The organism is Comamonas sp. 23 (assembly GCF_049601575.1).
In the GTDB taxonomy this organism is placed as follows: domain Bacteria; phylum Pseudomonadota; class Gammaproteobacteria; order Burkholderiales; family Burkholderiaceae_C; genus Comamonas; species Comamonas squillarum.
This window is the reverse complement of record NZ_CP187127.1, coordinates 958,138-984,101: the sequence shown is the minus strand read 5'-3', so window position 1 is coordinate 984,101 and position 25,964 is coordinate 958,138. Positions and strand designations below refer to the sequence as shown.

Genomic DNA, 25,964 nt, shown 5'->3' with positions numbered 1-25,964 from the left:
CGTCATAGCCAGTCCACCAGCTGGTCACGGCTGCGCCGCACCAGCACATTCACCACCACGGCAAGCAGTGCAATCCACACCGCGCTCACCACCCAGACCTGCATTTCCGGCCACTGGCCTTGCAACAGTGCCGACTGGTAGCCCATCACATAGGACGCCATCGGGTTAAGCCACAGCAGCCAGCGCCAGCCCTGCGGAAACATCGTAATCGGAAACAGGATGGGGGTCAGGTAGATACCCACCGACAATGCAAAACCCACCAGCTGCACGGTGTCGCGCAGGGCGGCGGCAAAGATCGCCAGCGCATAGGACAGCAGCAAGGTCATCAGCAGCTGCATCGCCATCAGCGGCAGCAAGGCAAGCACCCCCCACTGCAGATGGTGCACGGGGATATAGCACAGCGCCAGCAGCAGCATCAGCGGCCCGAAGATCCAGGAGCTGGCCAGCACCGAGCGCACCGGGAACAGCACCGGTGGCAGCGGGTTCTTCTGCAGGATGGAGCCTGCCTCCAGCAAGCTGCCCATGCCCCGCGAGACCGCATCGCAAAACGCCATCCAGGGCAGCGCACCCACAATCAGGAAGGTGCCAACCGCATGGCTGGATGCACCCTCTCCCAGCCGCATCGCGAACACGATGTCGAACACCAGGTAGTAGGCCGCCACGGACAGCAGCGGCTGCAGATAGGGCCAGATGACGCCCAGCGCGGTGCCGGCATGGCGTGCCGCCACCTCGCGGCGTGTCATCACGCCGATCAGCGCGCGGGCGTTCCAGACCTCTTGGATACTGTGCAGAAAGGTGCGCATCAAAGTTCGATATTGAAAGACAAAGCGCCCATGAAAAAAGGAGAAGGCCATTTCAGCCTCCTCCTTGCCCCATCGGCAGTGACTAGCGATTATTTTGCCTTATATTGCGCCAAGAACGCTTCCAAGGCTTTTTCATCAAACTTGGCCTTGCTGGTGACCTTCTCGACTTCAGCCTCGCGCGCAGCCTGCAAGGCCTTTTGCGTGAATTGCTTCTCCAGTTCTGGGCGCGCTTCTTCAAAGGTCTTCTGCACCGCGGGCTTGCGCTCGATGAACTTGATCACATGGTAGCCAAATTGGCTCTCCACCACAGGAGCGAACTCGCCGGGCTTGCTCAGCGCAAAGCCGGCCTTCTCAAACTCGGGCACCATCCGGCCGCGGGCGATGAACCCCAGATCACCGCCACGTGCAGCGCTGCCAGGGTCTTCAGAGTTGTCCTTGGCCAGCTGCGCAAAATCTGCACCAGCCTTCGCTTCAGCCAGCAGCTTCTCTGCCTTTTGCTTGGCGGCATCCGTCTTGCCCTTGACCAGGATATGTGCCAGATGCACCTCTTCAGGCGTCGCCATGCTGTCCTTGTTAGCAGCGTAGTGCGCCTTGATCTGCGCCTCGATCAACTTCGGATCAGGCGCGTGTTGGGCATTGAATTTGGCCAGATAGGCATCCGAGATCACCTTGTCCGCAGCAATGCGCGCGGCGGCGGCCACCTGGGGGTCATCTGCCACACCCACAGAACGCGCATGGGCTGCCATGGCACGGCGCACAAAGAGAGCATGCACCATCTGCTGCACGCCGTCCTTGTTGGCCAAAAATGAATCACGCATCTCTGCTGGCAAGCGCTGTGCTTCCGCCTGGATGTCAACCACCTTCACCTCAGCGCCGGGCACGCCCGATACCAGCACAGGGCTGTCGCTGGAGGCCGCCGAGGCCGTCATGGCCAACACACTCAACACGATGCCCACAGGGGCAAAAAACATACGGTTACGCATTCACAGTCCTACTGGCAAAAGAAGCAGCATAACAAATCAAGCTGAATCTCGCTGTGCTCTGGATGGGACAAATATTCCAAAAATGTAAAAAGGGCAGAGATTGCTCTCTGCCCTTTGACTGATTCTCTCAGTACTTCAAACTAAGGCCTTACGGCCAAAGCGTGAATTACTTGGAGAAACGGTGTGGCCAGGTGATACCGTAGGTACCGCTGAAGCCGTTAGCTGCGCCACCGGAGTTGGTCAGCTTGATGAACGAGGAACCCACCACTGGCAGCGGACGGGTGTAGTTCACTTGGCCCCAACCGTTTTCGTAGGTCACAGCAGCGGTCTGACGAGCCACCGTAGCGCCCAGCACGGAAGTGCCGGTGTCCTTGAATGCCAACACGTTCACTTCACCGCACAGCGAAATGATCTTGGCAGTGCCGGGAGAGATCACAGCGCCGTTACGCACGGAAGATTCTTCACGGTCGTAGAAGGTGTTGCTGGTGGTGGTCACGCAGATGTTGCCATCGGTATCAACAGTGGTGGAGCCAGCATCGAAGAATCGGGCGCCGCCAGCGGTCACAACCAGTGGATTGAACACGCGGTATTGCTTAGCGTCCGTAGCAGCGTAGTTTGCACCAACGCTGTAACGACGGGTAGGCATGGACAGAACCCAGTCAGTCTTCGCTTGGATCAGGGTATCGGTAGCGAACTGGTTAGACACACCGGTGTTAGCCACTGCTTGGGTCAGCAGCGAAGCTTGCTGTTCAGGCGTTGCGGTGGAGGTCAGGTAAGGGGTAGACAGATCTGGGAAGTCATAGTTCACAGCAGCAACCAAGTTGACTGCTGGGCTGTTGTCAGCAAACACAGCACCAGTGGTCTTGAACAATGGATCAGCAGTGTACAGATCGTTGTTCAGGCCGGTGGACTGGTTGTCCTGTGGGAATGCCACGAACTTGCCGCGAGCGTTTGCACCTGCGTCGTCCACAGCCTTGATAGCGGTAGCAGCACCGGAGAACGTGGTGGTTTGGGCCACGTTCAGGATGTACCAGTCGCCGGTCAGTTGGCCGGTAGGCGTGTCGTAACCCAGGGTTGCAGCGGCCGATTCGGTCGTTGGGTTGATCGCCAGGGTACGCTCCAGCACCGAGTCAGCGCAAGCAGGCGCGCCGTTGGCAGCGTGCTTGATGGTCTTGAACAGATCGGAACCTGGCTTCACGTCAGCCATGTTCAGGATTTCGACGTAGCCTTCCTTCGTGTTGTTCACACGCTTTTCGGCGGTCCAGCCATTGGCCAGACGGTCTTGCACGAAGCTGACCTTTTGACCGTGGATGTTGGGGTACGTGCAGCTGTTGTCAGCCGTCATGAAGTACGAACCATTGGCATCAGCTTGCACCGAACCGGTCCACACGTCGTAAGGCGACAGGAACACGGTAAAGTCCAAGATATCGTCAGAGTTGGCAGCGCCACGGAAACGAACCTTCAGAGCCTTGCCGTTGGTGGTATCGGTGTTCACAACGTGGAACACGGACATGTTGTCATTTTGCGTGGTGAAGTAAGGAACCACCAAAATGTGACCCACGCCGCCTTCGGACTGCTCGAACTTGGTTGCCGTAGGGGCAGTGAAAGTTTGAGCGGAAGCAGCACCAGCAAAACCGCCAATCATGGCAGCAATGCTCAGAGCCAGAACATTTTTCTTCATAAACACACTCCAGTTAAAAAAAGTTAGTCAGCGCAACTACCACGATTGTTTACGCTAAGAAATAATAGCATAGCGCTTCCGCGGTTTGCAAAGCAAGCGCCCTGTTTTTTTGCAGTGCCTGTTGAGTATTTACAACAATCATCGCATTCCAGGCGGCCCACTGAGCTTGGCAATGGGCTCAGGGCTCCAGATAGAGTCGCCACTGACCGTCTTCGAGCAACCAAGTTTGCTTCGAATACATATCAATGGTACCCAGATTTTTCCCGATCAGCGGCGGTTTGACCTTCAAATTGACACCCACATCGCACTTTTCCGCGTCGCACTTGACATCATGGATCTCGGCGGATTGCGCAAAAGTGCCGGGAAAGGCCTTCTTGTATTGCTCCAGCGTGCGCGCCTTTTGGTATGCCGCATTGGTATAGGCATAGGCGGCCGCATGGTCCCCTTGGATCCGGGCGTTGGTAAAAGCCAACGCGTTTTTGGCGACAACCTCTTCAGGCGTTGCAGGCTGCAAGCTCGCACAGCCCACTACGGCCGCGGCGGCTCCGATTGCAAACAAAACTTTCGCAGACTGAATCATCACGTTAGAGGTCATTTTCAATATCTTTACAACAGAGTTCATTACTGTGCCTGCGCAGGCTGCACAGGGGCAACACGGGATGCAGGGGCGGGAGCATTGTTGGCACGTATCAACAGGTCGTCGTCGTTCAAGCCACGCAGGCGGTCACGCAGCTCTTCGCTGACCTCACGGACATCCACATCGGTACGTACCACACGAGGCGTCATCACTAGCAGAAGTTCCGTGCGCCTGGAGTTTCTGGTGGTGGAGCTGAAGGCTTTGCCGATGATAGGAATGTCCTTCAACAAAGGAATGCCCGAGTTGATATCTTCATTCTGGTCTTTGATCAAGCCGCCCATGACGATCGACTCACCAGAACGCACCGCCAGCTTGCTGGTCAGTTGGCGGTTGGAGAACTTGGTCTGTTGCGACGCGGTGTCGAGGCCGGCGGTATCGATGACCGACTGGTCGATCAGCAAACTGACCATATTGCCGGAATTGACCGAAGGCGTGACATTCAGGATCACCCCCGTATCCTTGAGCTGGTAGTTGTCCGACAAGTAGCTGTTGGTGGTGATGTAGCTGCTGACCTTGACAGGGACCTGCTCACCAACCGAGATGGTTGCAGGGTGGTTGTCCATCACCATCACCGACGGGCTGGACAGCATCTTCACCTGTGTCTGGCCTGCAATAGCGCTCAAACGTGCGGCAATGTTGTCACCACTGAACAGCGAATAGGTGAAGGTCCCAGCCACCGCGCCATTGTTGGCACTGGCGCCGGTTGCCGACAAGCCGCCCAAATTGCCAATCCCGGAATAGTTGCGGCCGCTGCCGCCAAGGCCGCTATTGCGGAACAACCACTCCACACCATATTGCAAGTTGTCATTGAGCGACACCTCAATGATGCTGGCCTCAATCAACACCTGGATAGGCGCCACATCCAAGCGCTTGAGCGATGCCTCAATCTTGCGGAACTGCGAGCCGGTGGCCCAGACCAGGATGGTGTTGTTGAATTCATCGGCCACTACACGGATATCGCCAATCGCGGTGGCCGTGATGGTCGGTGTACCGCCTTGTTGCTGGGCGTTTCCGGTATTGCCAAATCGGTTGGCATTGCCGCTATTGCCGAATCCAGAAGAAAAACCGGAGGTGCTGCCAAAGTTGTTGAACCCGCCGATACGGTTATTGTTATTGTTATTGATGCCGTTCAGACCTGGCGCAACCCCAGAAGTCATATTGCCGCTAGCACCCTGCTGGCCACCAAAGATGCCATTGAGCACCTGCGCCAGGTATTTGGCATTGCCGTTTTGCACGCGGTAGACATAGAGCTCGGGCTCGCTGCCGCCGTAACCTGGCACATCCAGGCGACGAATCCAGCGTTCGGCTTCGTCCAGATAGGAGGCACGCGGCGTGATCACCATCAGCGCATTGAGGCGCGGAATGGGCAGCACGCGCAGCGCACCAAACAGCGGGTTGGAGTCGCCCAGCGAGGTCAGCAGTGCGGCAGCGGCGGCCGCATTGCCGCTCAGCTGGTTATTGCCTCCCCCACTGGCAGCGGCGCCAGTCGCCTGGCCGGGGCGGCGTGCGGCGGCAGCGCTCGTAGGGCCACCCGCAATGCCAGCAGTACCGCCTGAACCTTGTCCCTGGACAGCCTGGCCACCGCCGCCATTTACCATTTGCAGCGCCGCACTGACTTCTTCAATCGAGGCGTGCTTGAGCGGATAGATGCCCACCGACATTCCCTTGAGCAGGTCCACATCAAAGGTCTTGACCATCTCCATCCAGCCTTCGGACTGGGTCCGCGTGCCTTGCATGATCAGCACATTGCGCACGGTGTCCACCTTGATGAGGGCCTCTGCCGGGATGATGGGCTTGAGGATATTGGACATCTCCGTGGCGCCAATGTACTGCAGCGGCACCACGATCACGCCATAGCCGGGCGCCATGCTGCCGGGAGCGCCGGCCATGCGCACATTGCCCACCAGGCTGCGCAGTACTTCGGGCTTGCCCACCTGGTAGGTGCCGCGGGCATCGCGCACCATCGCCAGGCCGTTGGCCTGCAGTGCCGCTTCCAGTAGGAAGACTGCCTTGTCCGGGTCGATCGGCTTCGGGGTCGTCAAGGTCACCGTGCCCTGCAGCGGCGGATGCATCACATAGTCGATCTTGAGGATATCGCCCAGTACGGTGCGAACCACCTCGGCCACTGGTGCTTCCTCAAAGCGGAAGCTGACGGGTGCGCCGGCGGCAACGGGAGCGGACTTGTCGATATTGAGCAGTTTGTCCGTGCCACGCATCACGCGCGGCTCGGTCGACTCCTCCTCATCATCGCCGCCCTTCTTGGGGCTGATCATGATATTGGGCGCTTGCAGTACCGGCAGCTGAGCACCTGCTTGTGCTGCAGGCGGGGCAGACGGCTGCGGCGCAGCGGTTTGCGCATGGAGCGGCAGCAGCATGCCCATCTGGCCCAGTGCGACCATCAGTGCAGTCTTGAAAAATACGGGAGACTTCATGGTTCTAACCCTAGGATCTATCTATATATAGGGATTGCCGCGCTCAAGGGCGCTGGGCAGCGGAAGTGCCGCCGATGCTCGCACGGCGACGGGGTGTTGGGGAATCGGCGCCAGTGGGCGGCTGCCCGATCTGCGCGGGCATCCCTCTTTGCGGCACAGCGGGCTCGGCGGCAGGCGTATAGCCCTGCTGCAGCTTGCCCTTTTGCAAGGCAATTTCCTTGGTCACGCCATCGCGGGTGAAATACACCCGGTTATCAGCGACCGAGCTCAAGGTCCAACCGTCCAGCGTGCCACGCAGCGGCAGCGACTTGTCCTTACCCTGGAACTTGATGATGATGCCGCCGCTCTTGCCATCCTCGCCGATGTAGACGCCACTGAGCACGGCATCGGCCAGGTAATCAGGCGGAGGAGGAGGCGCCTCGGCGGCCGCCACAGGGGGTGGTGGCGGGGGCCGCCGGCTTAAAGAAAACAGGGGGCGATCCAACATGGCCAGAAACTGGCTATGGTCCATCGGCTGAGCCTTGCCCAGACGAGGGATGACACCATCGAGATTGGCCTTTTGTCCTCTGGGTACCGTCCAGTGGACATTCTTGATCCCGCCACTGGGTGAGAACCACATCCAGGCCAGCACCAACACCAACACAATATTGGCCGCTACCAAAATGGCACTTGTATGGCGCTTCATGGACGCTCCCTCAAAACGCTCAAGGTCATCTGGAGAGTCAGCCGCGGCGCCAGCTTCTCATTCATCACCTGCAGGGTCCCCTGGTTTCTGACTTCCACATCGGCCAGCAGCATCACCGGCAACTGCTCGTTCAATACCGCCAGTGCACTGTCCACGGCCAGCAGATCCCCTTCGGCCCGCACCGACAAGGGGATACGGTCAAAGCCCTTTTCTTCCTTGGCAGGCAGCACCTGGCTGCTGACCACCGTCAACCCTGCCGTGGTCAACAGGCTGCGCACCTTCTGCTGCACCGCATTGCCGGTCTGGGCCACATCCTGGCTGCCTGGGTAAATATAGTCAGCGCGGATCTGCAAGGCGCGCTCGAGCGACTGGTCAATTTCCTCACGCTGCAGGTCAAGACCTCGCAGCCGTGCATAACGGGGCTCGAACTCCGACAGGCGCGCCTGCGCCCACAGATGCTTGCTGACGACATAGCTGCCCAGCGCCACCAAGGGCAGCAGCACCAGCAATGCGGTGGCCACTAGAATCAGCAGCTCTTTACGATTTGGACGGTTCGCGATCATGGATTTTTCCCTCCTTGCTCGGCAGCAGGAGGGGGAGACGAAGGTTTGCTTCCCCCCAGACTGGGGCCCGACTTGGTACCCCCCAGGGTCGGGCCAGACTTGCCGCCGCCGACACTGGCCTTAGGCTGCACCCTGGTATCCGTACCGGGAGAGGCAGCAGGCGCGCCTGGGGCGGTCGCAGCCGGTGACGTGGGTGCTGGCGCTGCAGGCGACCCGCCCTCTGCAGCTGGCGCAGCAGCAGCGGGCTGCACAGGCTCTTGCTTGGCCTCAGCCTCCGCTTCCAGCACCGTCTTGGGACCAAAGACCTTGGCATCCAGCCCCAACTCGATGGTGAAGCTCTCTTTATTACCGCCACCCATGCGCGTGGCAGCGCTGGGCGCGCGCACGTCCTTGACGCCATCCTGGTTGCTCAGCTTCTGCATCAAGGCCGAGGCATTCTCGGTCAAGCCAGAGATCGTCACCTTGCTGCCCTGGATGCGGGCCGATTGCAGCGCCGTATCATCGGGCAGCACCTTGGTCAGCATGCTGAGCACCTGGACCCCATCAATTCGCTCAGCCAGCAACTCCGACAGCCCGGCGACCTTGTCGGCACTCTGGATCAGCGATTCGCGTTTGGCCACCACATCGGCGGTCTTGGCGGCCATGCCCTCATAGGCATGGGTTGCCTCGATCGCGCGCAGGCGCAGCTGCGCCGTAGGGGTGCCTGCAATCGCAGCGAGCAGCAGCAAGGCGAGCGCAACGCCACTCACATTCCACCACAGCCGCTTGCGGCCCCAGGCGTAACGGGCGTGTTCACCAAAGCCCTGGAACACCACCGGGTTGCGCTCCGGAGCAAACACCCATACCTCGGGCTGCTCCAAGGATTCGGCCTTGGTCTGCCCCTTGAGCGTTTGCAGGTGCAACTGCTCCGCAACCCGGGCCTGCAGATAGGGCTCGGTCTGGGTTCTGGAGGCCAGCACCACCAGCAATTTGACCGCCTTGCTGCTGCGGCTCAGCTCGGTGTAACCCCAGAGCAGGTCGTCTGCGGCAAAGGGGCTGATCGCCTGCACTTCCAGCTCGGCAGCGCTGGCGCAATCCTGGGGATCCAAGGCTGGCAGCGCCACCGTCTTGCGCAGCACCATGTGCTCGGGCAGCTCCACCGCCCAAAACGCAGGCTCCCGCCCGGGCTTGGCCACTGGCTGGCCGCTCTCCCATACCACGGTGGGAGCGCCTTCGGCAGGCACCAGGCGCAGCATCTGCTCGGGCCGCAACCATGACAGCGGCGGCCACTGCGGCGCCCTGCGCCATGTCTTTAAAACATCGGCCTTGAGCTGGTTCAGATCCAGCCCAAAAAAGCGCGATTCAGTTGAAATTGCCATAAGGGTTCTTTGCTTCGATCAGGATGCTGGCTGCAGCATCTGGCGCGCCTCAAACGTGTACCAGGGCAGGCCGTCGCGCGTTCTGGCCCCAAAGTACACACTGCGATCTACGAGAAAAATACGGCCATCGGCCATCGGTACCTGGGCGGTTATCCGGTAACGGCGTTGCGCCCCGCCGGGTCGCGCCAGGTTGGCGTCCAGGCCCGTCGTATCCAGACCGGTCTGGCCGGATCCGCGCGATGCGGCAATGCGGGCGGCAATACCCTCGTCCCCATTGGCCAGCACCCGCAGCACCTGGGGAGGCGCTGCCAGCGGATTGACCGTGGCACCTCCCGAGCCGGTGGTGGACGCGGTGATCAAGGGCGCGAGTCTAGCATAGAGGTCGTAATCGATTCCGGGCACCTGCATCAGGTCTTCTATCGCCTCAAAACGCTCAGGGCGGCGGCCATCGAGCGACGCGCGCTCGCGGCGATCGAGCACCGCCACGGCGAGTTCCTGGGCTGCAGATTCGGGCAGTCCGCCACCGACGCTCATCAGGGCCGTCAACAGCGGCAGCGATGCGCCATTGATATTGATCAGGCCATTGAGCGGCATCACACTGACCGCCACCTGCGCGCCCTGGTAGTTGACCGAGGTTTCGGTGGTCTCCTGCAAGATCGTGCGGTCGGCCGACAGCTGCTGCAGCACCATGACCACAGCCGCATCGCCCACCGCCTGCGCGGTCACCTTGTCCTTGGCAATACCCACCATCTTGGCTTCCTGGCGCACCACACCACTGACGCCCGTGACCATCAGGCTCAATGCCGCAACCAGCCAAAGCACGGCGATCAAGGCCATCCCCTGCTGGGAGGGTGCTGTGGCCGTGCGGCGTTGTACCTGCAAGCGCATCATCCGTTCGAGCCTCCCAGGCTCGCGCCGCCACCACCACCTCGAGGATCCCCCGCGGGCATCACGCGCAACTGCACCACCACCGGTGCCAGCACCATGGATTCGGTGGACATCACCACCTGCACCGCCTGCGGCAGCCGGTCCACCGCGCCCCAGTCGCTACCCCATTGCGGCGGGTCAATGGCCCCATCCAGGTACTGGAAAGACAGGCCTGTTGCATGCTGCAGCAGCGGATAGGTCTGCGCTCCGCCCCAGTCGGGCAGGGTCTGCTGGTCGATCCAGGGCAGGTAGCTCAGAATGACGGCAGGCGCGCCGTCGTAGCTGCCCATCGCCAGCCGGAAATGGTAGCGGCCACCGACGCCGTAACGTGCCGGCATCACTCCCACCCAGGTCATCGACTGGCCTGCGCCTTCAAAGAAAAACGCCGAGGGCGTGGCACTGAGCATGCCTTGCTGCTGCAGCCCCTGCACCCGTTTGGCGGAGATGCGGCCCAGTACGGCGCGCAAAAAATCGGTGCTGGCGCGCGACTCGTCCATGCGCTCGAGCCGGTTGTCGATGCTGGTCTCCGTCCGGCCCATGGTGCCCATGGCGCCAGCCAAGCCCAGCACGATCAGTGACAGCAAGGACATGGCCACCAGCATCTCCACCAGCGTGAAGCCAGAGGCTGGACGGCGCAGGCCATGCAAGCGGCGCGCAAAGAAATACGGGGGAATGCGGCTCATCCTGGTGGCACCACATTCTCGGCCGGGTCGGGCGGCCGGCGCTGCGCACGCAAGGTCGTGAGCTCAAATACACGCGCGCGCTCGCCCTCGGCCCAGTGCACGCTGATGTGGACCTCGTGCAACACGGGGATGTTCGGGCTCTCGTCCACGCCGGTCTTGAATGGCGCGCTTTGCACGCTCCACTGGTAGCCATTGCTCTGGCCCGATTCGTTCCAGCCGCTTTCGTAGACCGAGTCGCGCGAGTCCATGATGGACTGCGCCAGTTGCACCGCGTACTGGTAGCGGTCGAGATCGCCGACGCTGCGCGCATTGCTGCCCGTGGCGCGGTAGATCATGCCCAGCGAGATTGCCATGATGGACAGCGCCACCAAAATCTCCAGCAAGGTCATGCCTTGCTGCTGGCGGGGCCGCAGGGACAGAGACGACAGCGCCCTCATTGGAACAAGGGCTCCTGCGTGACGCGGCCCGAGAGCCAGTCCACCCGCAAACGCGTGCCGGCGCCGTTTTTGCGCAGAATCTCCACGCTGCCGCCAGTGGAGCCCCCCGAGGCCAGAAACACAATCGAGGCCGAGCTGTTGGGCACAAACTCGCGGTCTGCGACCGTGGTGCGCAGATCGACGGTCTCGGGAATCTCCTTTTCCGCGCCCGCATAGCCATAGTGCCTCGTCTGCAGGTCCACGGTAAAGCGCACCGGCTCGCCTTGCGAGACGGCGGTATACCGGGCCGAGCGCAGCTGACTGATCATCGTGCGCACGGTGTCGCGGTACTGCACCCCGTCTTTCAGCCGGTCATAGGCGACCGGCGCCATCGCCACCACCAGGGCCATGATGGCGAACACCACCATCAACTCGATCAAGGTAAAGCCTTGATGGGCTGCTGGGCGCTGCATAACGCGTGGGTGTCGGCGCAGCCATGGCAAGGCAGTCGGCACGGGGATTCCTGGTCAGACCGGAAAAGTGGCAGATGCCGGTTTACTGGGCGTTGCGCACGTCGGCGGCTTCGCCTTCGCCCCCGGGCTGGCCATCAGCGCCCAGCGACAGGATGTCTACCCGGCCGCCGTTGTAGCTGTAACGGTAGGGGTTGTTCCAAGGGTCATTGGGCACGCCACCCGACAGATAAGGGCCGTTCCAGCCGCGCACATTGCCCGGCTGCTTGGCCAGCGCGTCCAGACCTTCTTCGGTGGTCGGGTAGCGGCCGGTATCGAGCTTGAAAATATCCAGCGCCTTTTGCAAGTCGGCAATCTGCACGCCGGCGGTCTTGGATTTGGCGCCGCCCAATTGGCTCAGCACCTTGGGGCCCACCAGGCCAGCCAGCAGCGTCAGGATGGCCAGCACCACCAGCAGTTCGATCAGCGTAAAACCACGGCTTTTGCGTGGCGTCTTTTGGGTGAAAAAGGCCTTCATGGCGGGCTCTCCTTGCAGTATTAAAAATTAAGCAGCCAGATCGTTGACGGACAGAATGCCCATCAAGATAGACACAATGATGGAAGCAATCATGATGCCCAGCACCAGGATCAGCACTGGCTCGATCATGGTCAGGGCGCGTTTGATGCCGGTTTCCACCTCACGGTTCAAAATATTCGACAGCTCCAGCATCATCGAGCCCAGGCGGCCGGTCTCTTCACCGACGCGCACCAGGTTCACAGCCAGCGGCTCGAACACCGTAGTCGTGTTCATCGCCTGCACCATCTTGCCGCCCTCTTTGACAATGGGCGGTATCTTGGCCAGCTCGGCCTGGATCAGGCGGTTGCTGACCGTATCGGTCGCGATATGCAGTGCGGTGAGCAAGGGCACACCATTGCCCAGCAAGGTGCCCAGCGAGCGCGAATACAAGGTCAGCTGATACTTGAGCGCCAGGCGCCCCAAAATCGGCATGCGCAGCAACACGCCCTGCCACCACAACCGGCCCTTGGGCGAACGCAGCCAGCTGCGCATCACATAGACCACAGCGGCACCACCCAGTAACACCACCCAACCGTTCTTGCGGAACACCTGGCCGATGGTCATCACGATCTTGGTGGGCGTGGGCAGTGCATCGCCCATGTCGGTGAACAGCTTCTCGAACTGCGGCACCACAAAGCCCAGCATCGCGATCAGCGACAGAATGGCCACGGCCACGAGGATCATCGGGTAGATGGTGGCCGAGACCACGCTTTCCTTGAGCGCACGCTGGCGTTCTAGGTGTTCCACCAGGCGCTGCAGCACGGCCGACATCTGGCCACTGGCCTCGCCAGAGCGCACCATGTTGATGTAGAAATCGCCAAACAGCTCCTGGTGCACCATCAGCGCCTTGGACAGCGGCACCCCGCCCTTGACTGCTTCGAGCACGCCGGTCAGCAGCTCGCGCATGCTGTCCTTGAAGGCCATGTCGATCAGCACGCGCAGCGCGTTATCCAGCGCCAGGCCGGCCTTGAGCATGATCGACAGCTCCGAGGTCATCGCCAGCACATCGGCGGCCTTGGCCGGGCCCTTTTGCGACTTGGGCGCCTTGGCCTTGCCAATCGCACTGGCTGCCGCCGGCTTGGCCCCTGCGGCCTTGGCGCCCGCTGGCATCAGCGCGGCAGCGTCCACCGCATCGACAATGCGCACCGGCGTGAGCTTTTGCGCGCGCAGGTGCTTTTGCACCGCAGCGGCATTGGGCGCTTGGAAAGTGCCGCGAACCTGCTCGCCCGCGGAATTGATCGCGTGCCAGGCAAAATCAGCCATCGATCTGGTCCTGGGTGACGCGGGCGACTTCGTCCAACGTGGTCATGCCGGCGGCCACCTTGCGCAGGCCGTCCTCGTGCAGGCTCAGCATGCCGGATTTGGCCGCCAGGTTGAACAGCTCGTTCGAGTCCTTGCCCGCATTGATCGCATTGCGCATCGGCTCGTCGAGCACAAACAGCTCGTGGATGCCGGTACGGCCCTTGTAGCCGGTCTGGCGGCATGCATTGCAGCCCACGGCGCGGTAAATCACTTGGCCTACTTCGCTGAAGCGCGCCAGGCCGGAGCGCTTGCGCACCTCTTCGCCCGGCTCGTAGGCCTCTTTGCAATTGCCGCACAAGGTACGCACCAGGCGCTGGGCCAGCACCCCATTGACCGAGGAGGTGATCAGGTAGCTCTCCACCCCCATGTCCTGCATACGGGTGATGGCACCGGCGGCGGTGTTGGTGTGCAAGGTCGACAGCACCAAGTGACCCGTCAGCGCCGACTGCACCGCGATCTGCGCGGTTTCGCCATCACGCATTTCACCGATCATGATGATGTCCGGATCCTGGCGCAGGATGGAGCGCAGCGCATTGGCAAAGGTCAGGTTGATCTGGGCATGCACCTGGATCTGGTTGATCCCTTCGAGCTGGTACTCGACCGGGTCTTCCACGGTGATGATCTTGTTCTCGAGCGCATCGATCTTGGACAGCGCCGCATACAAGGTGGTGGTCTTGCCCGAGCCGGTCGGCCCGGTCACCAGCAAAATGCCGTGCGGGCGGCCCAGCAGGTCGTTGAACTTGGACAGCGTGTCCTTGGCAAAGCCCATGGTTTCGAGCTGCAGCCGCACGCTGGCGCGGTCCAGCACCCGCATCACGATGCTCTCGCCATGCACGGTGGGCACGGTGGAGACACGCAGGTCGAGCTCGCGGCCCTTGACGCGGGTCTTGATGCGGCCGTCCTGCGGCAGGCGGCGCTCGGCAATATCCAGATGCGCCATCAGCTTGACGCGCGAGCCGACAGCGGCCGACAGGCGCGGCGGCACGAGCTCACCGGGGTGGATCACACCATCGACCCGGTAGCGCACATGCAGGCCGTCGTCAAAAGGCTCCAGGTGGATATCGGAGGCGCGCAGATCGGTCACCTTGCCGATGATGCTGTTGACCAGGCGAATCACGGGTGCCTCGCTCGCCAGGTCCTTCAGATGCTCGACAAAGTCGCCCACATCGGAGCCATCGCCAAACATGTCATCGCCGTCGTCCTCTTCGGCTTCGGGCTCGGGCTCCTGCAGCGCCTTTTCAATATCGGCCTGCAGCGCCAGGTGCGGGCGAATCTGTAGCCCGGTCGACATCTGCAGCGCCTTGATGACGAACGGGTCCTGGGGCGAGGCCATCGCCACATCCAGCACGCCATCCTGCAACTGCAAGGGGAAGACATGCTGCGAATGCTGGAACTCGGGCATCAGGCCCGGCACGCTGATCGCCTCGGCGGGGAAATCGGTGCCCAAGGTGAAAGGAATCTGCAGCTGGGTTGCCAGCGTGTGCATCAGGTCCAGCTCGGAGACCAGGCCCAGCTGCACCAGCACCTGGCCGATGAGGCTGCCCATCTCCTGCTGCGCCTGCAGCGCACGCTCCAGATCGCGTGGCGACAGCTTGCCCGCCTGCACCAGCATCTCGCCCAGCAAAGGGCGGCGCCCGGGCTGTGTGGCCAGGGCTGCATCGCTGAAATCGTCAATGGTGCTGGTGCTCATGCGTTTATGGTCTCAAATGCCTATGGCAGGCGTGGTATCTATCCCCTTAGCCTATAGGGCACCCAGTGTAGGCGCCAGGCATGGGAGACATTTGGTAGGAAAAGCAAACTCAGGCAAAAACATCGGCCTCGGCAAAGGCCTTGCCCTGCTGATCCTTGGACGACAGCTGCGGCTCCAGACCGTTCAACTGCCAGTCGATCGACAATTGCGCATCATTCCAGATAATGCAGCGCTCGTGGGCCGGCGCGTAGTAGTCCGTTGTTTTGTAGAGGAACTCTGCCGTCTCGCTGAACACCACAAAGCCATGGGCAAAGCCCGGCGGCACCCACAGCTGGCGTTGGTTGTCCTCGCTCAGCTCGACGGCCACCCATTGGCCAAAGCTGGGTGAGCTTTTGCGGATGTCAACGGCCACATCCAGCACCCGGCCCTGCACCACCCGCACCAGCTTGCCCTGGGCCTGTTCCAGCTGGTAGTGCAGGCCGCGCAGCACACCGCGGCTGCTCTTGCTGTGGTTGTCCTGCACAAAGTCATAGTGCTGGCCCACCGCCGCATCAAAGGCCTTCTGGTTGAAGCTTTCAAAGAAAAAGCCGCGCGTGTCGCCAAACACCTTGGGCTCGATGATCTTGACGTCGGGCAGCGCCGTGTCGATGGCTTGCATGCCTTTACTCCTTGGGCTCGTGCAGCAGGCGCTGCAGGTACTGGCCGTAACCGTTCTTGGACAACGGCTTGGCCAGCGCGGCCAGTTGCGCGTCGCCGATATAGCCGCTGCGCCAGGCAATCTCTTCCGGGCAGGCAATCTTCAGGCCCTGGCGGCTTTCCAGCGTGGCGATGAACTGGCCCGCATCCAAGAGACTGTCATGCGTGCCGGTATCGAGCCAGGCATAGCCCCGGCCCATGATCTCAACGCTCAGCTGGCCCTGCTCCAGGTAGAGGCGGTTCAAATCGGTGATCTCCAGCTCGCCGCGTGGTGAGGGCTGGAGGCTCTTGGCCAGATCCACCACCTGGCTGTCGTAGAAATACAGGCCGGTCACCGCATAGTTGCTCTTGGGCTTGGCCGGCTTTTCTTCCAGCGACAGCACCTTGCCCTGCTTGTCAAAGTCGGCCACGCCATAGCGCTCGGGGTCGGTCACATGGTAGGCAAAGACACTGGCGCCCGCGTCGCGCTGCATCGCGCTGGCCAGCAGCTTGTGGAAATCATGGCCGTAGAAGATGTTGTCGCCCAGCACCAGCGCGCTCGGCGCACCGGCCAGGAAGCTCTCACCAATCAAAAAGGCCTGCGCCAGCCCATCGGGGCTGGGTTGCACCGCGTATTCCAGGTGAATGCCCCACTGGCTGCCATCGCCCAGCAGCTGCTCAAAGCGCGGCGTGTCCTGCGGCGTGCTGATGATCAGGATCTCCTTGATCCCCGCCAGCATCAAGGTGGTCAGTGGGTAATAGATCATCGGCTTGTCGTACACCGGCAGCAGCTGCTTGCTGACCGCCAGGGTGGCCGGGTGCAGGCGGGTGCCGGAGCCGCCCGCCAAGATGATGCCTTTGCGTGCTTGCACTGTCATGTTCAGAGAATCTCCTGCAGCATGCGCTGCACGCCGGTCTGCCAGTCAGGCAAATCCAGCACAAAGCGCTGCTGCAATTTGTGGGTGTTCAAACGGGAATTGTGGGGGCGGCGCGCCGGTGTTGGGAAGGCCGAGGTGTCGACCGCCTGCACCTCCTGCGCGGTCAGATTCAGCGCCGGGTTGATCTTGCGCGCCGTCTCCAGCACAAAGCGGGCATAGCGGTTCCAGGTGGTTTCGCCACCGGCCACCAAGTGGTAGATGCCGCTCAGGCCGTCACCCGATGCCATGGCGGTGCGCAGCGCATGCGCGGTCACATCGGCGATCAGGTCAGCACCGGTGGGCGCACCCCACTGGTCGTCGATGACGGCCAGCTTGTCGCGCTCCTGCGCCAGGCGCAGCATGGTCTTGGCGAAGTTGCCGCCCCGCGCGGCATAGACCCAGCTGGTGCGAAAAATCAAATGATTGGCACCGCTGGCCGCAATCTGCTGCTCGCCTTCGAGCTTGGTCTGCCCGTAGACCGACAGCGGGCCGGTGGCCTGGTCCTCGCGCCAGGGCAGGTCGCCGCCGCCATCGAAGACATAGTCGGTGCTGTAGTGCACCAGCCAGGCGCCCAGCGCCTGGGCCTCGCGCGCCAGCACGCCCACGGCCTGGGCATTGATGGTGCGCGCAGCCTCGGGCTCACTCTCGGCCTTGTCCACTGCGGTGTAGGCAGCGGCATTGACGATCACATCGGGGGCCAGCGCACGCACGGTTTCGGCCAGTGCCTCGGGGCGCAGCAGGTCGCCGCACAGCGGGGTGCTGGCGCGGTCCAGCGCAATCACCTCGCCCAGCGGCAGCAGGCTGCGCTGCAGCTCCCATCCGACCTGGCCATTCTTGCCCAACAACAGTATTTTCATCGCATCGTCCTGTCAGGCGGTCCCGGCATACAGATGCCTGGCCCGCCCACAACCGCCATCAGGCGTACTGCTTGCTGACCCAGTCCTTGTAGTCACCCGACTGCACCTGGGCCACCCAATCCTGGTGGTCCAGGTACCACTGCACGGTCTTGCGGATGCCGCTGTCAAAGGTTTCAGCCGGCTTCCAGCCCAGTTCCTTCTCCAGCTTGCGCGCATCGATCGCATAGCGGCGGTCATGGCCGGGGCGGTCCTTTACATAGATGATCTGCTCGGCGTAAGACTGGCCATCGGCACGCGGGCGCTGGGCGTCAAGCAGGCGGCAGACATGCTGGACGATCTCGATATTGGGCATCTCGTTCCAGCCGCCCACGTTGTAGGTCTCGCCCAGACGGCCCGCCTCCAGCACGCGGCGGATGGCGCTGCAGTGGTCCTTGACATAGAGCCAGTCGCGGATCTGCATGCCGTCGCCATACACGGGCAGGTTCTTGCCCGCCAGCGCGTTGACGATCATCAAAGGGATCAGCTTCTCGGGGAAGTGGTAGGGGCCGTAGTTGTTCGAGCAGTTGGTGGTCAGCACCGGCAAGCCATAGGTGTGGAACCAGGCACGCACCAGATGGTCGCTGGCCGCCTTGCTTGCGCTGTAGGGGCTGTTGGGCTCGAAGTTATGGGTTTCTGTGAAGGCCGGGTCGTCCTTTTCCAGGCTGCCGTAGACCTCATCGGTCGATACGTGCAGAAAGCGGAAACCGGTCTTGCGCTCGCCTTCCAGGCCACTCCAGTAGGCACGGGCGGCCTCCAGCAGGCGCAGGGTACCCACCACATTGGTCTGGATGAAATCCTCGGGGCCGTGGATCGAGCGGTCCACATGGCTTTCGGCGGCAAAGTGCACGATGGCGCGCGGCTGGTGCTCGGCCAGCAGGCGGTCGAGCAGCGCGCGGTCGCCGATATCGCCGTGCACAAAATGGTGGCGGCTGTCGCCCTGCAGGCTTTCTAGGTTGTGCAGATTGCCCGCGTAGGTCAACTTGTCGAGATTGACCACCGGTTCATCCGAACCCGCCAGCCAGTCCAACACAAAATTCGAGCCGATAAAGCCGGCGCCTCCGGTGACGAGAATCATGGTCAGTACAGGTAGTTCAACAAATAACCGTCCATTATCGCATTGCCCTTCTGCTGCACCAGCAGCCCGCTGGCAATAGAGGGCTATGTCTGTAAGCGCATGTGGCGCAGGTCTGCGTCAGCCCTTGGCGCCAAAGCGGCTGTGGGCAATATGCAGCAGGCCGTCAAAAATCAGGTTTTCGACCAGCTCAAAGGGCCGCGTCATGCTGGGCATCATCTTCCAGCCGGCGCCGCCTGTCATCACGCAGGCGGGCTCCTGGCCGCAGTGGGCCATCACATGCTGCACCATGCGCTCGACCGCACCGGCAATGGCATAGGTGCCGCCGCTGGTCAGTGCATCGCTGGTGTTGGTGGGAAATGGCCGCACCTCGCCGGTCGGCACATGCAGGCCAGCGGTGCCCGACTCCAGCGCCTTGAGCATGATGCCGTGGCCCGGCAAGATCAAACCGCCCAGAAACTTGCCATCGGCATCGATGGCTTCGACAGTGACCGCCGTACCCACCATGACCACCACCACCGGGCGCTGGCGCCCCTGGGCCAGCACATGGTGCCAGGCGCCCACCATCGCCACCCAGCGGTCCGTGCCCAGGCGGCTGGGGTGGTCATAGCCATTGGTCAGGCCCGCCTCCGCATTGGACGACACCACCCAGTTAGGCGCCAGGTCCCAAATGTCCATCTGCGTCTGCACCCGGCGGCGCACCACGTCGCCGGCCACCACACAGCCGAGCATGTGCTGGGGCTCGGGCAGCTCGGCCCAGCTGCCTTCGGCCAGGCGCTCGATGTTGTCCAAGAACTCCACGCCATGGGCCAGCACGGCGGCGCCCGGTTGAGCTGCGTCATACATCGCCCACTTGAGGCGCGTGTTCCCTACGTCGATGGCCAGAAAATGCATGGGCGGCATTATCGGCCTTTTTGCTCGCCCGCCTTGTTGCCCGTGCAACATCCCCGGGATCCCGCGTCTTCCCGGCACCACTGTGAATTTTTTTCAAGCGGCACCGTCTGACTTCATCGCGTTCGCAAATACCTATATATTGGACAGTTCCTGTAACCAACCCTCTAGGAGTCACCATGGGACTGTTCAGCTTTATCAAGGAAGCCGGTGAGAAATTGTTCGGCGGCAAGGAAGCGGCTGCCGCTACGGCACCGCAAGACCTGAACGCGACGGCAGGCGCTGCCATCGAAAAATACATTGGCACCCAGAACCTGGGCGTGTCTGATGTGAAGGTCGCCTTTGATGCCGGCAAGGTCACCGTGACCGGTGTGGCCCCCACCCAGGCGGCGAAGGAAAAAGTCACGCTGTGCTGCGGCAATGTCTCGAGCGTCAGCGATGTCGACAACCAGATGACCGTTACCAACCCTGAGCCAGAAGCCAAGTACTACGACGTGGTCTCGGGTGACACGCTGTCGGGTATCTCCAAGAAGATGTATGGCGATGCCAACAAGTACATGACGATCTTCGAAGCCAACAAGCCCATGCTGAGCGACCCCAACAAGATCTACCCCGGCCAGAAGCTGCGCATTCCAGCGCTGTAATCCAGCCCCGTCCATCAAAAAATCCCGCAACCGGACTGGCCGGTGCGGGATTTTTTTCGTCCAGGCTCGCGGGTTAGCGGGCCTGCGCCTGCTGAAAGCGCTCGACCAGCTGGCGCAGATCCTGCTCGGCCTTGTAGATGACCGCCAGGTACTCGTGGTTGTTGATGCCCCAGAGCGAGGAGTCCATGTCGGTGGTGTGAGCCACCAAAAACGGCAAGGTGGTGACCACCCGCATCTGGGCGCGGCCCTGCAGGTAGCTGTCGATGGTGTTGGTATGCGGGTCGCGGATGGAGGAATTCCACTGCGCCAGCGCTTCGAGCGCGGGCTGCGCGTAGATGTTGTGCACCATGCTGGTCATGCGGTCGAGCACCACAAAGGTCTCACCGTCCCGCTCCTGCACCTCCAGCACCTGGGTGCCCGGGTGGATCTTGGCGATCAGACCGGCAAAGATATCCCACTGACCGTCATGGGCAGCCAGCCAGCTATCGACGCGGGCGCGGCGCTGGGCATAGTCGGGCGGCATCTCGACATCGTCTTCCATGATCTCCAGCTGCGTCGCCCCGGTCTGCAAGGCCTTGCGCGCCAGGTACTGGTAGCTCATCGCGCAGCCCAGCCAGCCGGGGCTGTAGCGCACGCCATCGAACACCGCCACCTCGGACTGCAGACCCGGCAAGGTCTGCTCGATGAAATGGGCGCGGCGGCGCACGGTCTCAGGCATGCTCAGCACCATGCAGCGGCCGGGCAGCGGCTGCGGCATCGTCAGCGCCTCCCACTGCGCCGCATCGATGCGGCCCAGCGCATAAAGAGCGCGCAGCACCATGAATTCAAACTGCTGGCCGCTGCGCACCACCTCATCCGCCAGCCCTTGCTGCAGCTGAGCCGGCGAGTGCACCTGCTGCTCCAGCATCTCCTGCACGGCCTGCACCATCGCCTGGGCGTCGCCCACCGGCGTTACCCGCAGCGCGGGGTTGTCCAGCAAGGCCGCATGCTGGTGGATATCGGCACTGCTCTCGGTCACCACGGGCGTGCCCAGGCTCAGACATTCGTACACCCGGGTGGTCTCAAGCAAGGCGCCTTCGTAGTAGTGGATATTGACAACCACCCGCGCCTGGCGCACGGCCTGGCGCAAGGCATCGCCAAACAGGTTGCCCTCGATGCGCACCGAGAACTGGCGCTGCAAGGCCTGCAGCATCTCCTGGCGCCGCGGCGCATTCACATCGCCGTAGAACAGCACATCGCAGTTCGGCTCGACGGGCGACAATGCAGGCTCGCCGCAGTCCTGCAACAGCTGCGAATACGCGGCCACGCCACCAATGGGCACCAGGAAGGTGTGCGGATAGCGGATGCCCTTGGTCTCCAAAAAGGCCAGGTTGGCTGGTGCATAGTCCCAGGCGGACAGCGAGTTTTCCAAGATCGCCAGGTAGTCATCAGTGAACCAACGCGGGCTGACGCTTTGCTCCATCTGAAAGACGATGCGCTTCTCACCGGGCGGCAGCTGTTTGAACATCTGCGGGCAGACCACGATGTACATATCCAGACCAAAGCCCTCGGCCGGCACATCCTGCAGCAGGCTCACTTCAAAGCCGGCCTTGCGCAGCACCTGGGCCAGCGCATGCGCAACAAACTGCGTGTGCGCCGTGGCCAAAATGCCGTAGTGCCGGTTGTTGCCAGGCAGCAAGGCTACCGCCGACCCCGGCGCGCCCCGGGCCTGGCGCATCTTGCGGCGCAGCGCATGGCGCAGCCGGCGCAGGCCAGCGGGCTCATAGGGCGCCAGATTTTGCTTGAGCCGGAAGACCACGCGCTTGCCTTTGCGCAGCAAATCAGTGATCTGCCACATGGGCGAGAGCTTGCGCGCCAGCGCCTGCATCTGCTGGGCCTGCTGCTCGATCTGCCACTGCTTTTGCGCGGCCTCTTGCTGCAGCGCCAAGAACTTGATATCTTGTTGCTGTTGGCGGGTCTCCCACTGAGCCGTCAGCCATTGGGCCTGGGCCTGTGCCTGCTCCAACGCATTCTGGCTTTGCTGGGCCTGGGCCTGGGTGCCCTCCAGATGGCCCCGCAGCTGCTCGCGCTCCAGCTCCAGGCTGCGGATATCCGCATCGAGCTTTTCGATCCAGCTGTGGCGCTGCTGGCCAGCCGCTTCCAAGGACTGTATCTGCTCGCGCTGGTCGCCCAGCGCATGCTGCAGCGCCATCATCTCAGCCTTGGCTTCCAGGCGCGCGCCCAGCGCCGCAAACACGCGGCAGACTTCGCGCTGAAAGGCTGCATCACTGCGATCACAGAGGCTGCGCAGCAATGCAGGCTGCTGCGCGCCCACCAGCAACACGCCCAGGCCATTGCTGTGCGGAAAATGCAGGCTGGGGTAGCGCCCCTCCAGCTCCGCCCAGAGCTGGTGCACGCCAAAGTCATCGCGGTGCACATTGCTGTCGTGGAACAGCACCACGCCACGCTCGCTCAGCTTGGGCAGCCAGGTCTCGAAATCATGGCGCACCGCCTCATAGGTGTGCAGGCCGTCGATATGCAGCACATCCACACTGCCATCGGCAAAACTGGGCAAGGCCTCGTCAAAACGCATGCGCATCAGGGTCGAGAACTGGGTGTAGTGCGGGTCATGGGCCTGGCGCAGGCTGGCCAAAATGCCCTCACCGTAGGCGCCCGCATGGGCATCGCCCTCCCAGGTGTCGACCGCGTAGGTGCGCGTCATCAGCCCCTGCTCCGCAATCGCCTGGCAAAAAGCCAGGTAGGAGATGCCCGAATAAGCGCCCAACTCGACCAGGCTGCGCGGCTGTGCCACCGCCATCAGCCAGGCGGCAAACGGAATATGCCCCGCCCAGGGCGCGGGATGGGTCAGATGGTAGGGCTCCATCAAGGCGGCGGGCAGCAACCAGCCATCGCTGGCGCGCGTTTGCCCCGGGAGGTCTGTCATACGATTCATGGGGAAGAGGTTTCCTGTTGCGCCTGGCCAGCCTGCAGCACGATGGACCGCATCGGAATGCCCAGCAGTCCAGTGGCCATGTTCGTGGACTCGGACTTGAAGTGCAGCGCATCCTGGATCCAGTGCTGCTGTACGTGGTCGTGCTGCGAGCCATCAGCGAGTGCGACGTCGATCGCGTAATTGCCCACCGGCATGCGGGGCATGTCAAAACTGAACTCTGCCTGCAGGACCTGGCCGCCGGCACAGGCCACGGGCTGACCCAAGTAGCTCAAATAGCTGTTGTCACCAAACACGGCCTGGCCAGTGCGGTCCTTGACCACAAAGCCGACGATGGGCGAGGCTAGAGGCTGGTGGCACTGTGCCTGGATGCGCAAGACCACAGGCTCGCCCCCCACCACCCAATGCAGGGGGTGCTGCTGCGTATCCATCAGCCAGGCGCCGGTAATGCGCGCGCCACCCAGGCCAAACGATGGCGCCTCGGGGTTGAAGCGAAACACTTCGATATCGTTGCGCAGCGGCTCGGCGCGGAAGAAGTCGCGCCGCTGGTCATGCCAGGGCAGACCGGCATCGAAGACGGGTGCCGCCGGCGCCGCCGCAGCAGCCGGGCCACTGCCCTGCTCGGCCTCATAGCATGCCTGCATATAGCGGTCGCAGACCTCCTTGGTCGGGCCGATCTGCATCACCTGGCCCTTGTCGATCCAGACCACGCGGTCGCACAGGCTCTTGATGGCGGCCGTATCGTGGCTGACAAAGAGCAAGGTGCCGCGCTCCATGAAGCTGCGCAAAAAGCGCATGCACTTCTGGGTGAACACCGCATCGCCTACGGCCAGCGCCTCATCGACCACCAAAATATCGGCGTCCACATGGGCAATCACCGCAAAGGCCAGCCGCACATACATGCCGCTCGAATAGGTCTTGACCGGCTGGTCGATGAACTCGCCAATATCGGCAAAGGCGGCAATCGAGTCAAAGCGCTCGGCGATCTGCGCATCGCTCAGCCCGAGCAGCGCCGCATTCATCGCCACATTGTCCCGGCCCGAGAACTCGGGGTTGAAGCCTGCGCCCAGCTCCAGCAGCGCGGCGATCCGGCCATGGGTGGTGACCGCGCCGCAACTGGGCGCCAAGGTGCCGCAGACCATCTGCAAGAACGTGGACTTGCCCGAGCCATTGCGGCCGATGATGCCAATGGTCTCACCCTTGGCCACCTGCAGGTCCAGCCCGCGCAGCGCCCAGAACTCGCGGTGGTAGGGCTTGGGCTCGCGTCCCAGGAGGCGCGAGAGGCGGGGCATCACAAACTGCTTCAAGCGGTCGCCGGGCGCGTCATAGATATGGAAGCACTTGCCCAGGCCCTGCACGTCCAGCGCGATAGCTTCAGAGGACATCGGCAAATCCCTTGCGCGTCTTCTGGAACCAGGCAAAGCCCAGCCAGGCGACCAGGCTGCAGGCCAGCATGCTGATAGCCCAGCCGGTCCAGTCCGGCATGCGGCCCCAGATCAGCACGGCGCGTGTCTGTTCAATGAAAAAAGTCAGCGGATTGAGCCACATCGCGGTCTGAAAGCTCGCAGGCAGCGCATGCACGGGGAAGAAAATTGGCGAGATAAACATCAGCATGGTCGTCATCACCCCGGTGATCTGCTTGAGATCGCGGGCAAACACGCCCAGCGACGCAAAAAACCAGCCCACGCCGACACTGAGCAAGACCAAAGGCGCCCAGACCAGCGGCAGCAGCACGGCCGTGAGCGGAATCTTGCCGTTCAGCACCAGCAGCGCCACCAGCAGCACCACCAGACTGGCCAGCGCCTGGAACAAGGCCGAGCACACGGCCACGACCACCAAAATCTCCAGCGGAAACACCACGCGCTTGACGTAGTTCACATTGGCCAGCACCAGGTGCGGGGCGCGGTTGAGCACATCCGAGAAAAGCCCGTAGACGATCAAGCCGGCGAACAGCACCATCGCAAACTGGGTCTTGGACTCAGGCCCCTCGCCCCAGCGCGCCTTGAACACCACCGAGAACACAAAGGTGTAGATGACCAGCATGCACAGCGGTATCAGCACGGCCCACAGCCACCCGCCAAGCGATCCCTTGAAGCGCTCACTCACTTCCCGGCGCGTCATCTTGACCACCAGCGGCCAGTGCGCACGCACGCTACCCACCAATGCGCGCGCAGAGGCCGCGCTGCCTACACCGACAGTCAATGTGTCACTCCATCCATCATGAGGCGGCCAAGTTTACAGGCTCGGCGCTATTCCGACTGCCTCCCAGGCAGCTGGTTACAAGCAGCGACGATTACAAATGTCACTGGGACCAGGGCAAACCCTGGTATCGCCAGCCACCGAGTTGGCCGCGTTGCCCCTGGGCATTGGCATCGCCCTCAAAGCCCTGCAGGATGTTGTAGGCTTCCAGCCCCAGTTGGCTGGCGCGCTGCGCCGCTGCCACCGAGCGCACGCCACTGCGGCACAGCAGCACGATCTTGGCGCCTGGCGCCCGCTGGGCCAGGGCCAGCAGCTGGGCATCAAAATCCGGGTTCATCGCCATGTCCGGCCATTGCTTCCAGGCAATGGCCACGGCCCCAGGCACCTGTCCCACCCAGGCGCGTTCGGCATCGGTGCGCACGTCAACCAGCACGGCCTGCTGGTTTTGCACCCAGTGCCAGGCCAGGCGGGCACCAATATCACCGGCATAGCCATTGGCAGGCGCAATGGTCTGCTGTTCTGCGGTCAAGCTCATAGACACCTCTTCCAAAAATA

25 protein-coding genes are annotated in these 25,964 nt (G+C 62.3%); 1 reads left to right on the top strand and 24 read right to left on the bottom strand.

The window, feature by feature from the left end; genetic code table 11:
- Positions 1-2 precede the first annotated feature (2 nt).
- From ACPEE1_RS04430 to ACPEE1_RS04335, 20 genes are all read right to left on the bottom strand, one after another.
- On the bottom strand, positions 3-803 hold the full coding sequence (locus ACPEE1_RS04430) for an ABC transporter permease (protein WP_182343687.1): 801 nt from the start codon (positions 801-803) through the stop codon (positions 3-5).
- Between the two features lie 89 nt (positions 804-892).
- Entirely contained in the window at positions 893-1,774 is an 882-nt protein-coding gene (locus ACPEE1_RS04425) for a peptidylprolyl isomerase (protein ID WP_165841201.1), read from the bottom strand.
- Between the two features lie 178 nt (positions 1,775-1,952).
- The gene (locus tag ACPEE1_RS04420; RefSeq protein WP_423935344.1) at positions 1,953-3,467 is read right to left on the bottom strand and encodes a cell surface protein; all 1,515 of its coding nucleotides are present in this window, start codon (positions 3,465-3,467) and stop codon (positions 1,953-1,955) included.
- A 178-nt stretch (positions 3,468-3,645) separates the two neighbouring features.
- Positions 3,646-4,089: a hypothetical protein gene (locus ACPEE1_RS04415; RefSeq protein ID WP_133248161.1), complete on the bottom strand. Its 444-nt coding sequence runs from the start codon at positions 4,087-4,089 to the stop codon at positions 3,646-3,648.
- Complete coding sequence (gene gspD, locus ACPEE1_RS04410) at positions 4,089-6,536, bottom strand: type II secretion system secretin GspD (protein WP_423935342.1); 2,448 nt, start codon at positions 6,534-6,536, stop codon at positions 4,089-4,091. The genes ACPEE1_RS04415 and gspD overlap by 1 nt, the downstream gene beginning before the upstream one ends.
- 43 nt (positions 6,537-6,579) lie before the next feature.
- Positions 6,580-7,221: a hypothetical protein gene (locus ACPEE1_RS04405; protein ID WP_423935338.1), complete on the bottom strand. Its 642-nt coding sequence runs from the start codon at positions 7,219-7,221 to the stop codon at positions 6,580-6,582.
- Positions 7,218-7,784 carry a type II secretion system protein GspM gene (gspM, locus tag ACPEE1_RS04400; RefSeq protein WP_116926358.1) on the bottom strand — a complete coding sequence of 189 codons (567 nt, stop codon included), beginning with the start codon at positions 7,782-7,784 and terminating at the stop codon, positions 7,218-7,220. Before gspM ends, ACPEE1_RS04405 begins: the two co-directional genes overlap by 4 nt.
- A complete protein-coding gene (locus tag ACPEE1_RS04395; protein ID WP_423935336.1) occupies positions 7,781-9,142 on the bottom strand; it encodes a PilN domain-containing protein in 1,362 nt (453 codons plus the stop codon). The genes gspM and ACPEE1_RS04395 overlap by 4 nt, the downstream gene beginning before the upstream one ends.
- Positions 9,143-9,160: 18 nt before the next feature.
- Positions 9,161-10,033 (bottom strand): general secretion pathway protein GspK, encoded by an 873-nt coding sequence (locus ACPEE1_RS04390; RefSeq protein ID WP_423935334.1) that lies wholly within the window; start codon positions 10,031-10,033, stop codon positions 9,161-9,163.
- Positions 10,030-10,752: a prepilin-type N-terminal cleavage/methylation domain-containing protein gene (locus ACPEE1_RS04385; protein ID WP_182343695.1), complete on the bottom strand. Its 723-nt coding sequence runs from the start codon at positions 10,750-10,752 to the stop codon at positions 10,030-10,032. Before ACPEE1_RS04385 ends, ACPEE1_RS04390 begins: the two co-directional genes overlap by 4 nt.
- Positions 10,749-11,189: a type IV pilus modification PilV family protein gene (locus ACPEE1_RS04380; protein ID WP_021028971.1), complete on the bottom strand. Its 441-nt coding sequence runs from the start codon at positions 11,187-11,189 to the stop codon at positions 10,749-10,751. Before ACPEE1_RS04380 ends, ACPEE1_RS04385 begins: the two co-directional genes overlap by 4 nt.
- Positions 11,186-11,641 (bottom strand): GspH/FimT family pseudopilin, encoded by a 456-nt coding sequence (locus tag ACPEE1_RS04375; RefSeq protein WP_116926355.1) that lies wholly within the window; start codon positions 11,639-11,641, stop codon positions 11,186-11,188. Before ACPEE1_RS04375 ends, ACPEE1_RS04380 begins: the two co-directional genes overlap by 4 nt.
- Before the next feature lie 82 nt (positions 11,642-11,723).
- Positions 11,724-12,155: a type II secretion system major pseudopilin GspG gene (gene gspG, locus ACPEE1_RS04370; RefSeq protein ID WP_021028973.1), complete on the bottom strand. Its 432-nt coding sequence runs from the start codon at positions 12,153-12,155 to the stop codon at positions 11,724-11,726.
- A 27-nt stretch (positions 12,156-12,182) separates the two neighbouring features.
- Positions 12,183-13,457 (bottom strand): type II secretion system F family protein, encoded by a 1,275-nt coding sequence (locus ACPEE1_RS04365; RefSeq protein WP_116926354.1) that lies wholly within the window; start codon positions 13,455-13,457, stop codon positions 12,183-12,185.
- A complete protein-coding gene (gene gspE / locus ACPEE1_RS04360) occupies positions 13,450-15,186 on the bottom strand; it encodes a type II secretion system ATPase GspE (protein ID WP_182343697.1) in 1,737 nt (578 codons plus the stop codon). Before gspE ends, ACPEE1_RS04365 begins: the two co-directional genes overlap by 8 nt.
- A 109-nt stretch (positions 15,187-15,295) precedes the next feature.
- The gene (gene rfbC, locus ACPEE1_RS04355; RefSeq protein ID WP_116926352.1) at positions 15,296-15,844 is read right to left on the bottom strand and encodes a dTDP-4-dehydrorhamnose 3,5-epimerase; all 549 of its coding nucleotides are present in this window, start codon (positions 15,842-15,844) and stop codon (positions 15,296-15,298) included.
- Between the two features lie 4 nt (positions 15,845-15,848).
- Positions 15,849-16,739 carry a glucose-1-phosphate thymidylyltransferase RfbA gene (rfbA, locus tag ACPEE1_RS04350; RefSeq protein ID WP_182343699.1) on the bottom strand — a complete coding sequence of 297 codons (891 nt, stop codon included), beginning with the start codon at positions 16,737-16,739 and terminating at the stop codon, positions 15,849-15,851.
- Positions 16,740-16,741: 2 nt separating this feature from the next.
- A complete protein-coding gene (gene rfbD, locus ACPEE1_RS04345) occupies positions 16,742-17,635 on the bottom strand; it encodes a dTDP-4-dehydrorhamnose reductase (protein WP_182343701.1) in 894 nt (297 codons plus the stop codon).
- 58 nt (positions 17,636-17,693) lie between these two features.
- Positions 17,694-18,749, bottom strand: a complete 1,056-nt coding sequence (rfbB, locus tag ACPEE1_RS04340; RefSeq protein WP_260718247.1) for a dTDP-glucose 4,6-dehydratase — start codon at positions 18,747-18,749, stop codon at positions 17,694-17,696.
- Between the two features lie 117 nt (positions 18,750-18,866).
- Positions 18,867-19,640, bottom strand: a complete 774-nt coding sequence (locus ACPEE1_RS04335) for a type III pantothenate kinase (RefSeq protein WP_116926407.1) — start codon at positions 19,638-19,640, stop codon at positions 18,867-18,869.
- A gap of 176 nt (positions 19,641-19,816) precedes the next feature.
- Between ACPEE1_RS04335 and lysM the strand changes: the two genes are divergently transcribed.
- Positions 19,817-20,281: a peptidoglycan-binding protein LysM gene (gene lysM / locus ACPEE1_RS04330; protein ID WP_116926348.1), complete on the top strand. Its 465-nt coding sequence runs from the start codon at positions 19,817-19,819 to the stop codon at positions 20,279-20,281.
- Positions 20,282-20,354: 73 nt separating this feature from the next.
- Here lysM and ACPEE1_RS04325 read toward each other — a convergent pair whose 3' ends face one another.
- The 4 genes from ACPEE1_RS04325 to ACPEE1_RS04310 all read right to left on the bottom strand — a co-directional run bounded on the left by ACPEE1_RS04325 (position 20,355) and on the right by ACPEE1_RS04310 (position 25,944).
- The gene (locus ACPEE1_RS04325; RefSeq protein WP_423935329.1) at positions 20,355-23,204 is read right to left on the bottom strand and encodes a class I SAM-dependent methyltransferase; all 2,850 of its coding nucleotides are present in this window, start codon (positions 23,202-23,204) and stop codon (positions 20,355-20,357) included.
- A gap of 5 nt (positions 23,205-23,209) precedes the next feature.
- Positions 23,210-24,595 carry an ABC transporter ATP-binding protein gene (locus tag ACPEE1_RS04320; protein ID WP_182343705.1) on the bottom strand — a complete coding sequence of 462 codons (1,386 nt, stop codon included), beginning with the start codon at positions 24,593-24,595 and terminating at the stop codon, positions 23,210-23,212.
- Positions 24,585-25,412: an ABC transporter permease gene (locus ACPEE1_RS04315; RefSeq protein ID WP_232539454.1), complete on the bottom strand. Its 828-nt coding sequence runs from the start codon at positions 25,410-25,412 to the stop codon at positions 24,585-24,587. Before ACPEE1_RS04315 ends, ACPEE1_RS04320 begins: the two co-directional genes overlap by 11 nt.
- A 100-nt stretch (positions 25,413-25,512) precedes the next feature.
- Positions 25,513-25,944 carry a rhodanese-like domain-containing protein gene (locus ACPEE1_RS04310; RefSeq protein ID WP_182343707.1) on the bottom strand — a complete coding sequence of 144 codons (432 nt, stop codon included), beginning with the start codon at positions 25,942-25,944 and terminating at the stop codon, positions 25,513-25,515.
- Positions 25,945-25,964: the final 20 nt, after the last annotated feature.

Bases quoted from the DNA above. Each gene is read 5' to 3' on its own strand.
- ACPEE1_RS04430 (WP_182343687.1), bottom strand. From the start codon at position 803: ATGCGCACCTTTCTGCACAGTATCCAAGAGGTCTGGAACGCCCGCGCG.
- ACPEE1_RS04425 (WP_165841201.1), bottom strand. From the start codon at position 1,774: ATGTTTTTTGCCCCTGTGGGCATCGTGTTGAGTGTGTTGGCCATGACG.
- ACPEE1_RS04420 (WP_423935344.1), bottom strand. From the start codon at position 3,467: ATGAAGAAAAATGTTCTGGCTCTGAGCATTGCTGCCATGATTGGCGGT.
- ACPEE1_RS04415 (WP_133248161.1), bottom strand. From the start codon at position 4,089: ATGAACTCTGTTGTAAAGATATTGAAAATGACCTCTAACGTGATGATT.
- gspD (WP_423935342.1), bottom strand. From the start codon at position 6,536: ATGAAGTCTCCCGTATTTTTCAAGACTGCACTGATGGTCGCACTGGGC.
- ACPEE1_RS04405 (WP_423935338.1), bottom strand. From the start codon at position 7,221: ATGAAGCGCCATACAAGTGCCATTTTGGTAGCGGCCAATATTGTGTTG.
- gspM (WP_116926358.1), bottom strand. From the start codon at position 7,784: ATGATCGCGAACCGTCCAAATCGTAAAGAGCTGCTGATTCTAGTGGCC.
- ACPEE1_RS04395 (WP_423935336.1), bottom strand. From the start codon at position 9,142: ATGGCAATTTCAACTGAATCGCGCTTTTTTGGGCTGGATCTGAACCAG.
- ACPEE1_RS04390 (WP_423935334.1), bottom strand. From the start codon at position 10,033: ATGATGCGCTTGCAGGTACAACGCCGCACGGCCACAGCACCCTCCCAG.
- ACPEE1_RS04385 (WP_182343695.1), bottom strand. From the start codon at position 10,752: ATGAGCCGCATTCCCCCGTATTTCTTTGCGCGCCGCTTGCATGGCCTG.
- ACPEE1_RS04380 (WP_021028971.1), bottom strand. From the start codon at position 11,189: ATGAGGGCGCTGTCGTCTCTGTCCCTGCGGCCCCGCCAGCAGCAAGGC.
- ACPEE1_RS04375 (WP_116926355.1), bottom strand. From the start codon at position 11,641: ATGCAGCGCCCAGCAGCCCATCAAGGCTTTACCTTGATCGAGTTGATG.
- gspG (WP_021028973.1), bottom strand. From the start codon at position 12,155: ATGAAGGCCTTTTTCACCCAAAAGACGCCACGCAAAAGCCGTGGTTTT.
- ACPEE1_RS04365 (WP_116926354.1), bottom strand. From the start codon at position 13,457: ATGGCTGATTTTGCCTGGCACGCGATCAATTCCGCGGGCGAGCAGGTT.
- gspE (WP_182343697.1), bottom strand. From the start codon at position 15,186: ATGAGCACCAGCACCATTGACGATTTCAGCGATGCAGCCCTGGCCACA.
- rfbC (WP_116926352.1), bottom strand. From the start codon at position 15,844: ATGCAAGCCATCGACACGGCGCTGCCCGACGTCAAGATCATCGAGCCC.
- rfbA (WP_182343699.1), bottom strand. From the start codon at position 16,739: ATGACAGTGCAAGCACGCAAAGGCATCATCTTGGCGGGCGGCTCCGGC.
- rfbD (WP_182343701.1), bottom strand. From the start codon at position 17,635: ATGAAAATACTGTTGTTGGGCAAGAATGGCCAGGTCGGATGGGAGCTG.
- rfbB (WP_260718247.1), bottom strand. From the start codon at position 18,749: ATGATTCTCGTCACCGGAGGCGCCGGCTTTATCGGCTCGAATTTTGTG.
- ACPEE1_RS04335 (WP_116926407.1), bottom strand. From the start codon at position 19,640: ATGCATTTTCTGGCCATCGACGTAGGGAACACGCGCCTCAAGTGGGCG.
- lysM (WP_116926348.1), top strand. From the start codon at position 19,817: ATGGGACTGTTCAGCTTTATCAAGGAAGCCGGTGAGAAATTGTTCGGC.
- ACPEE1_RS04325 (WP_423935329.1), bottom strand. From the start codon at position 23,204: ATGACAGACCTCCCGGGGCAAACGCGCGCCAGCGATGGCTGGTTGCTG.
- ACPEE1_RS04320 (WP_182343705.1), bottom strand. From the start codon at position 24,595: ATGTCCTCTGAAGCTATCGCGCTGGACGTGCAGGGCCTGGGCAAGTGC.
- ACPEE1_RS04310 (WP_182343707.1), bottom strand. From the start codon at position 25,944: ATGAGCTTGACCGCAGAACAGCAGACCATTGCGCCTGCCAATGGCTAT.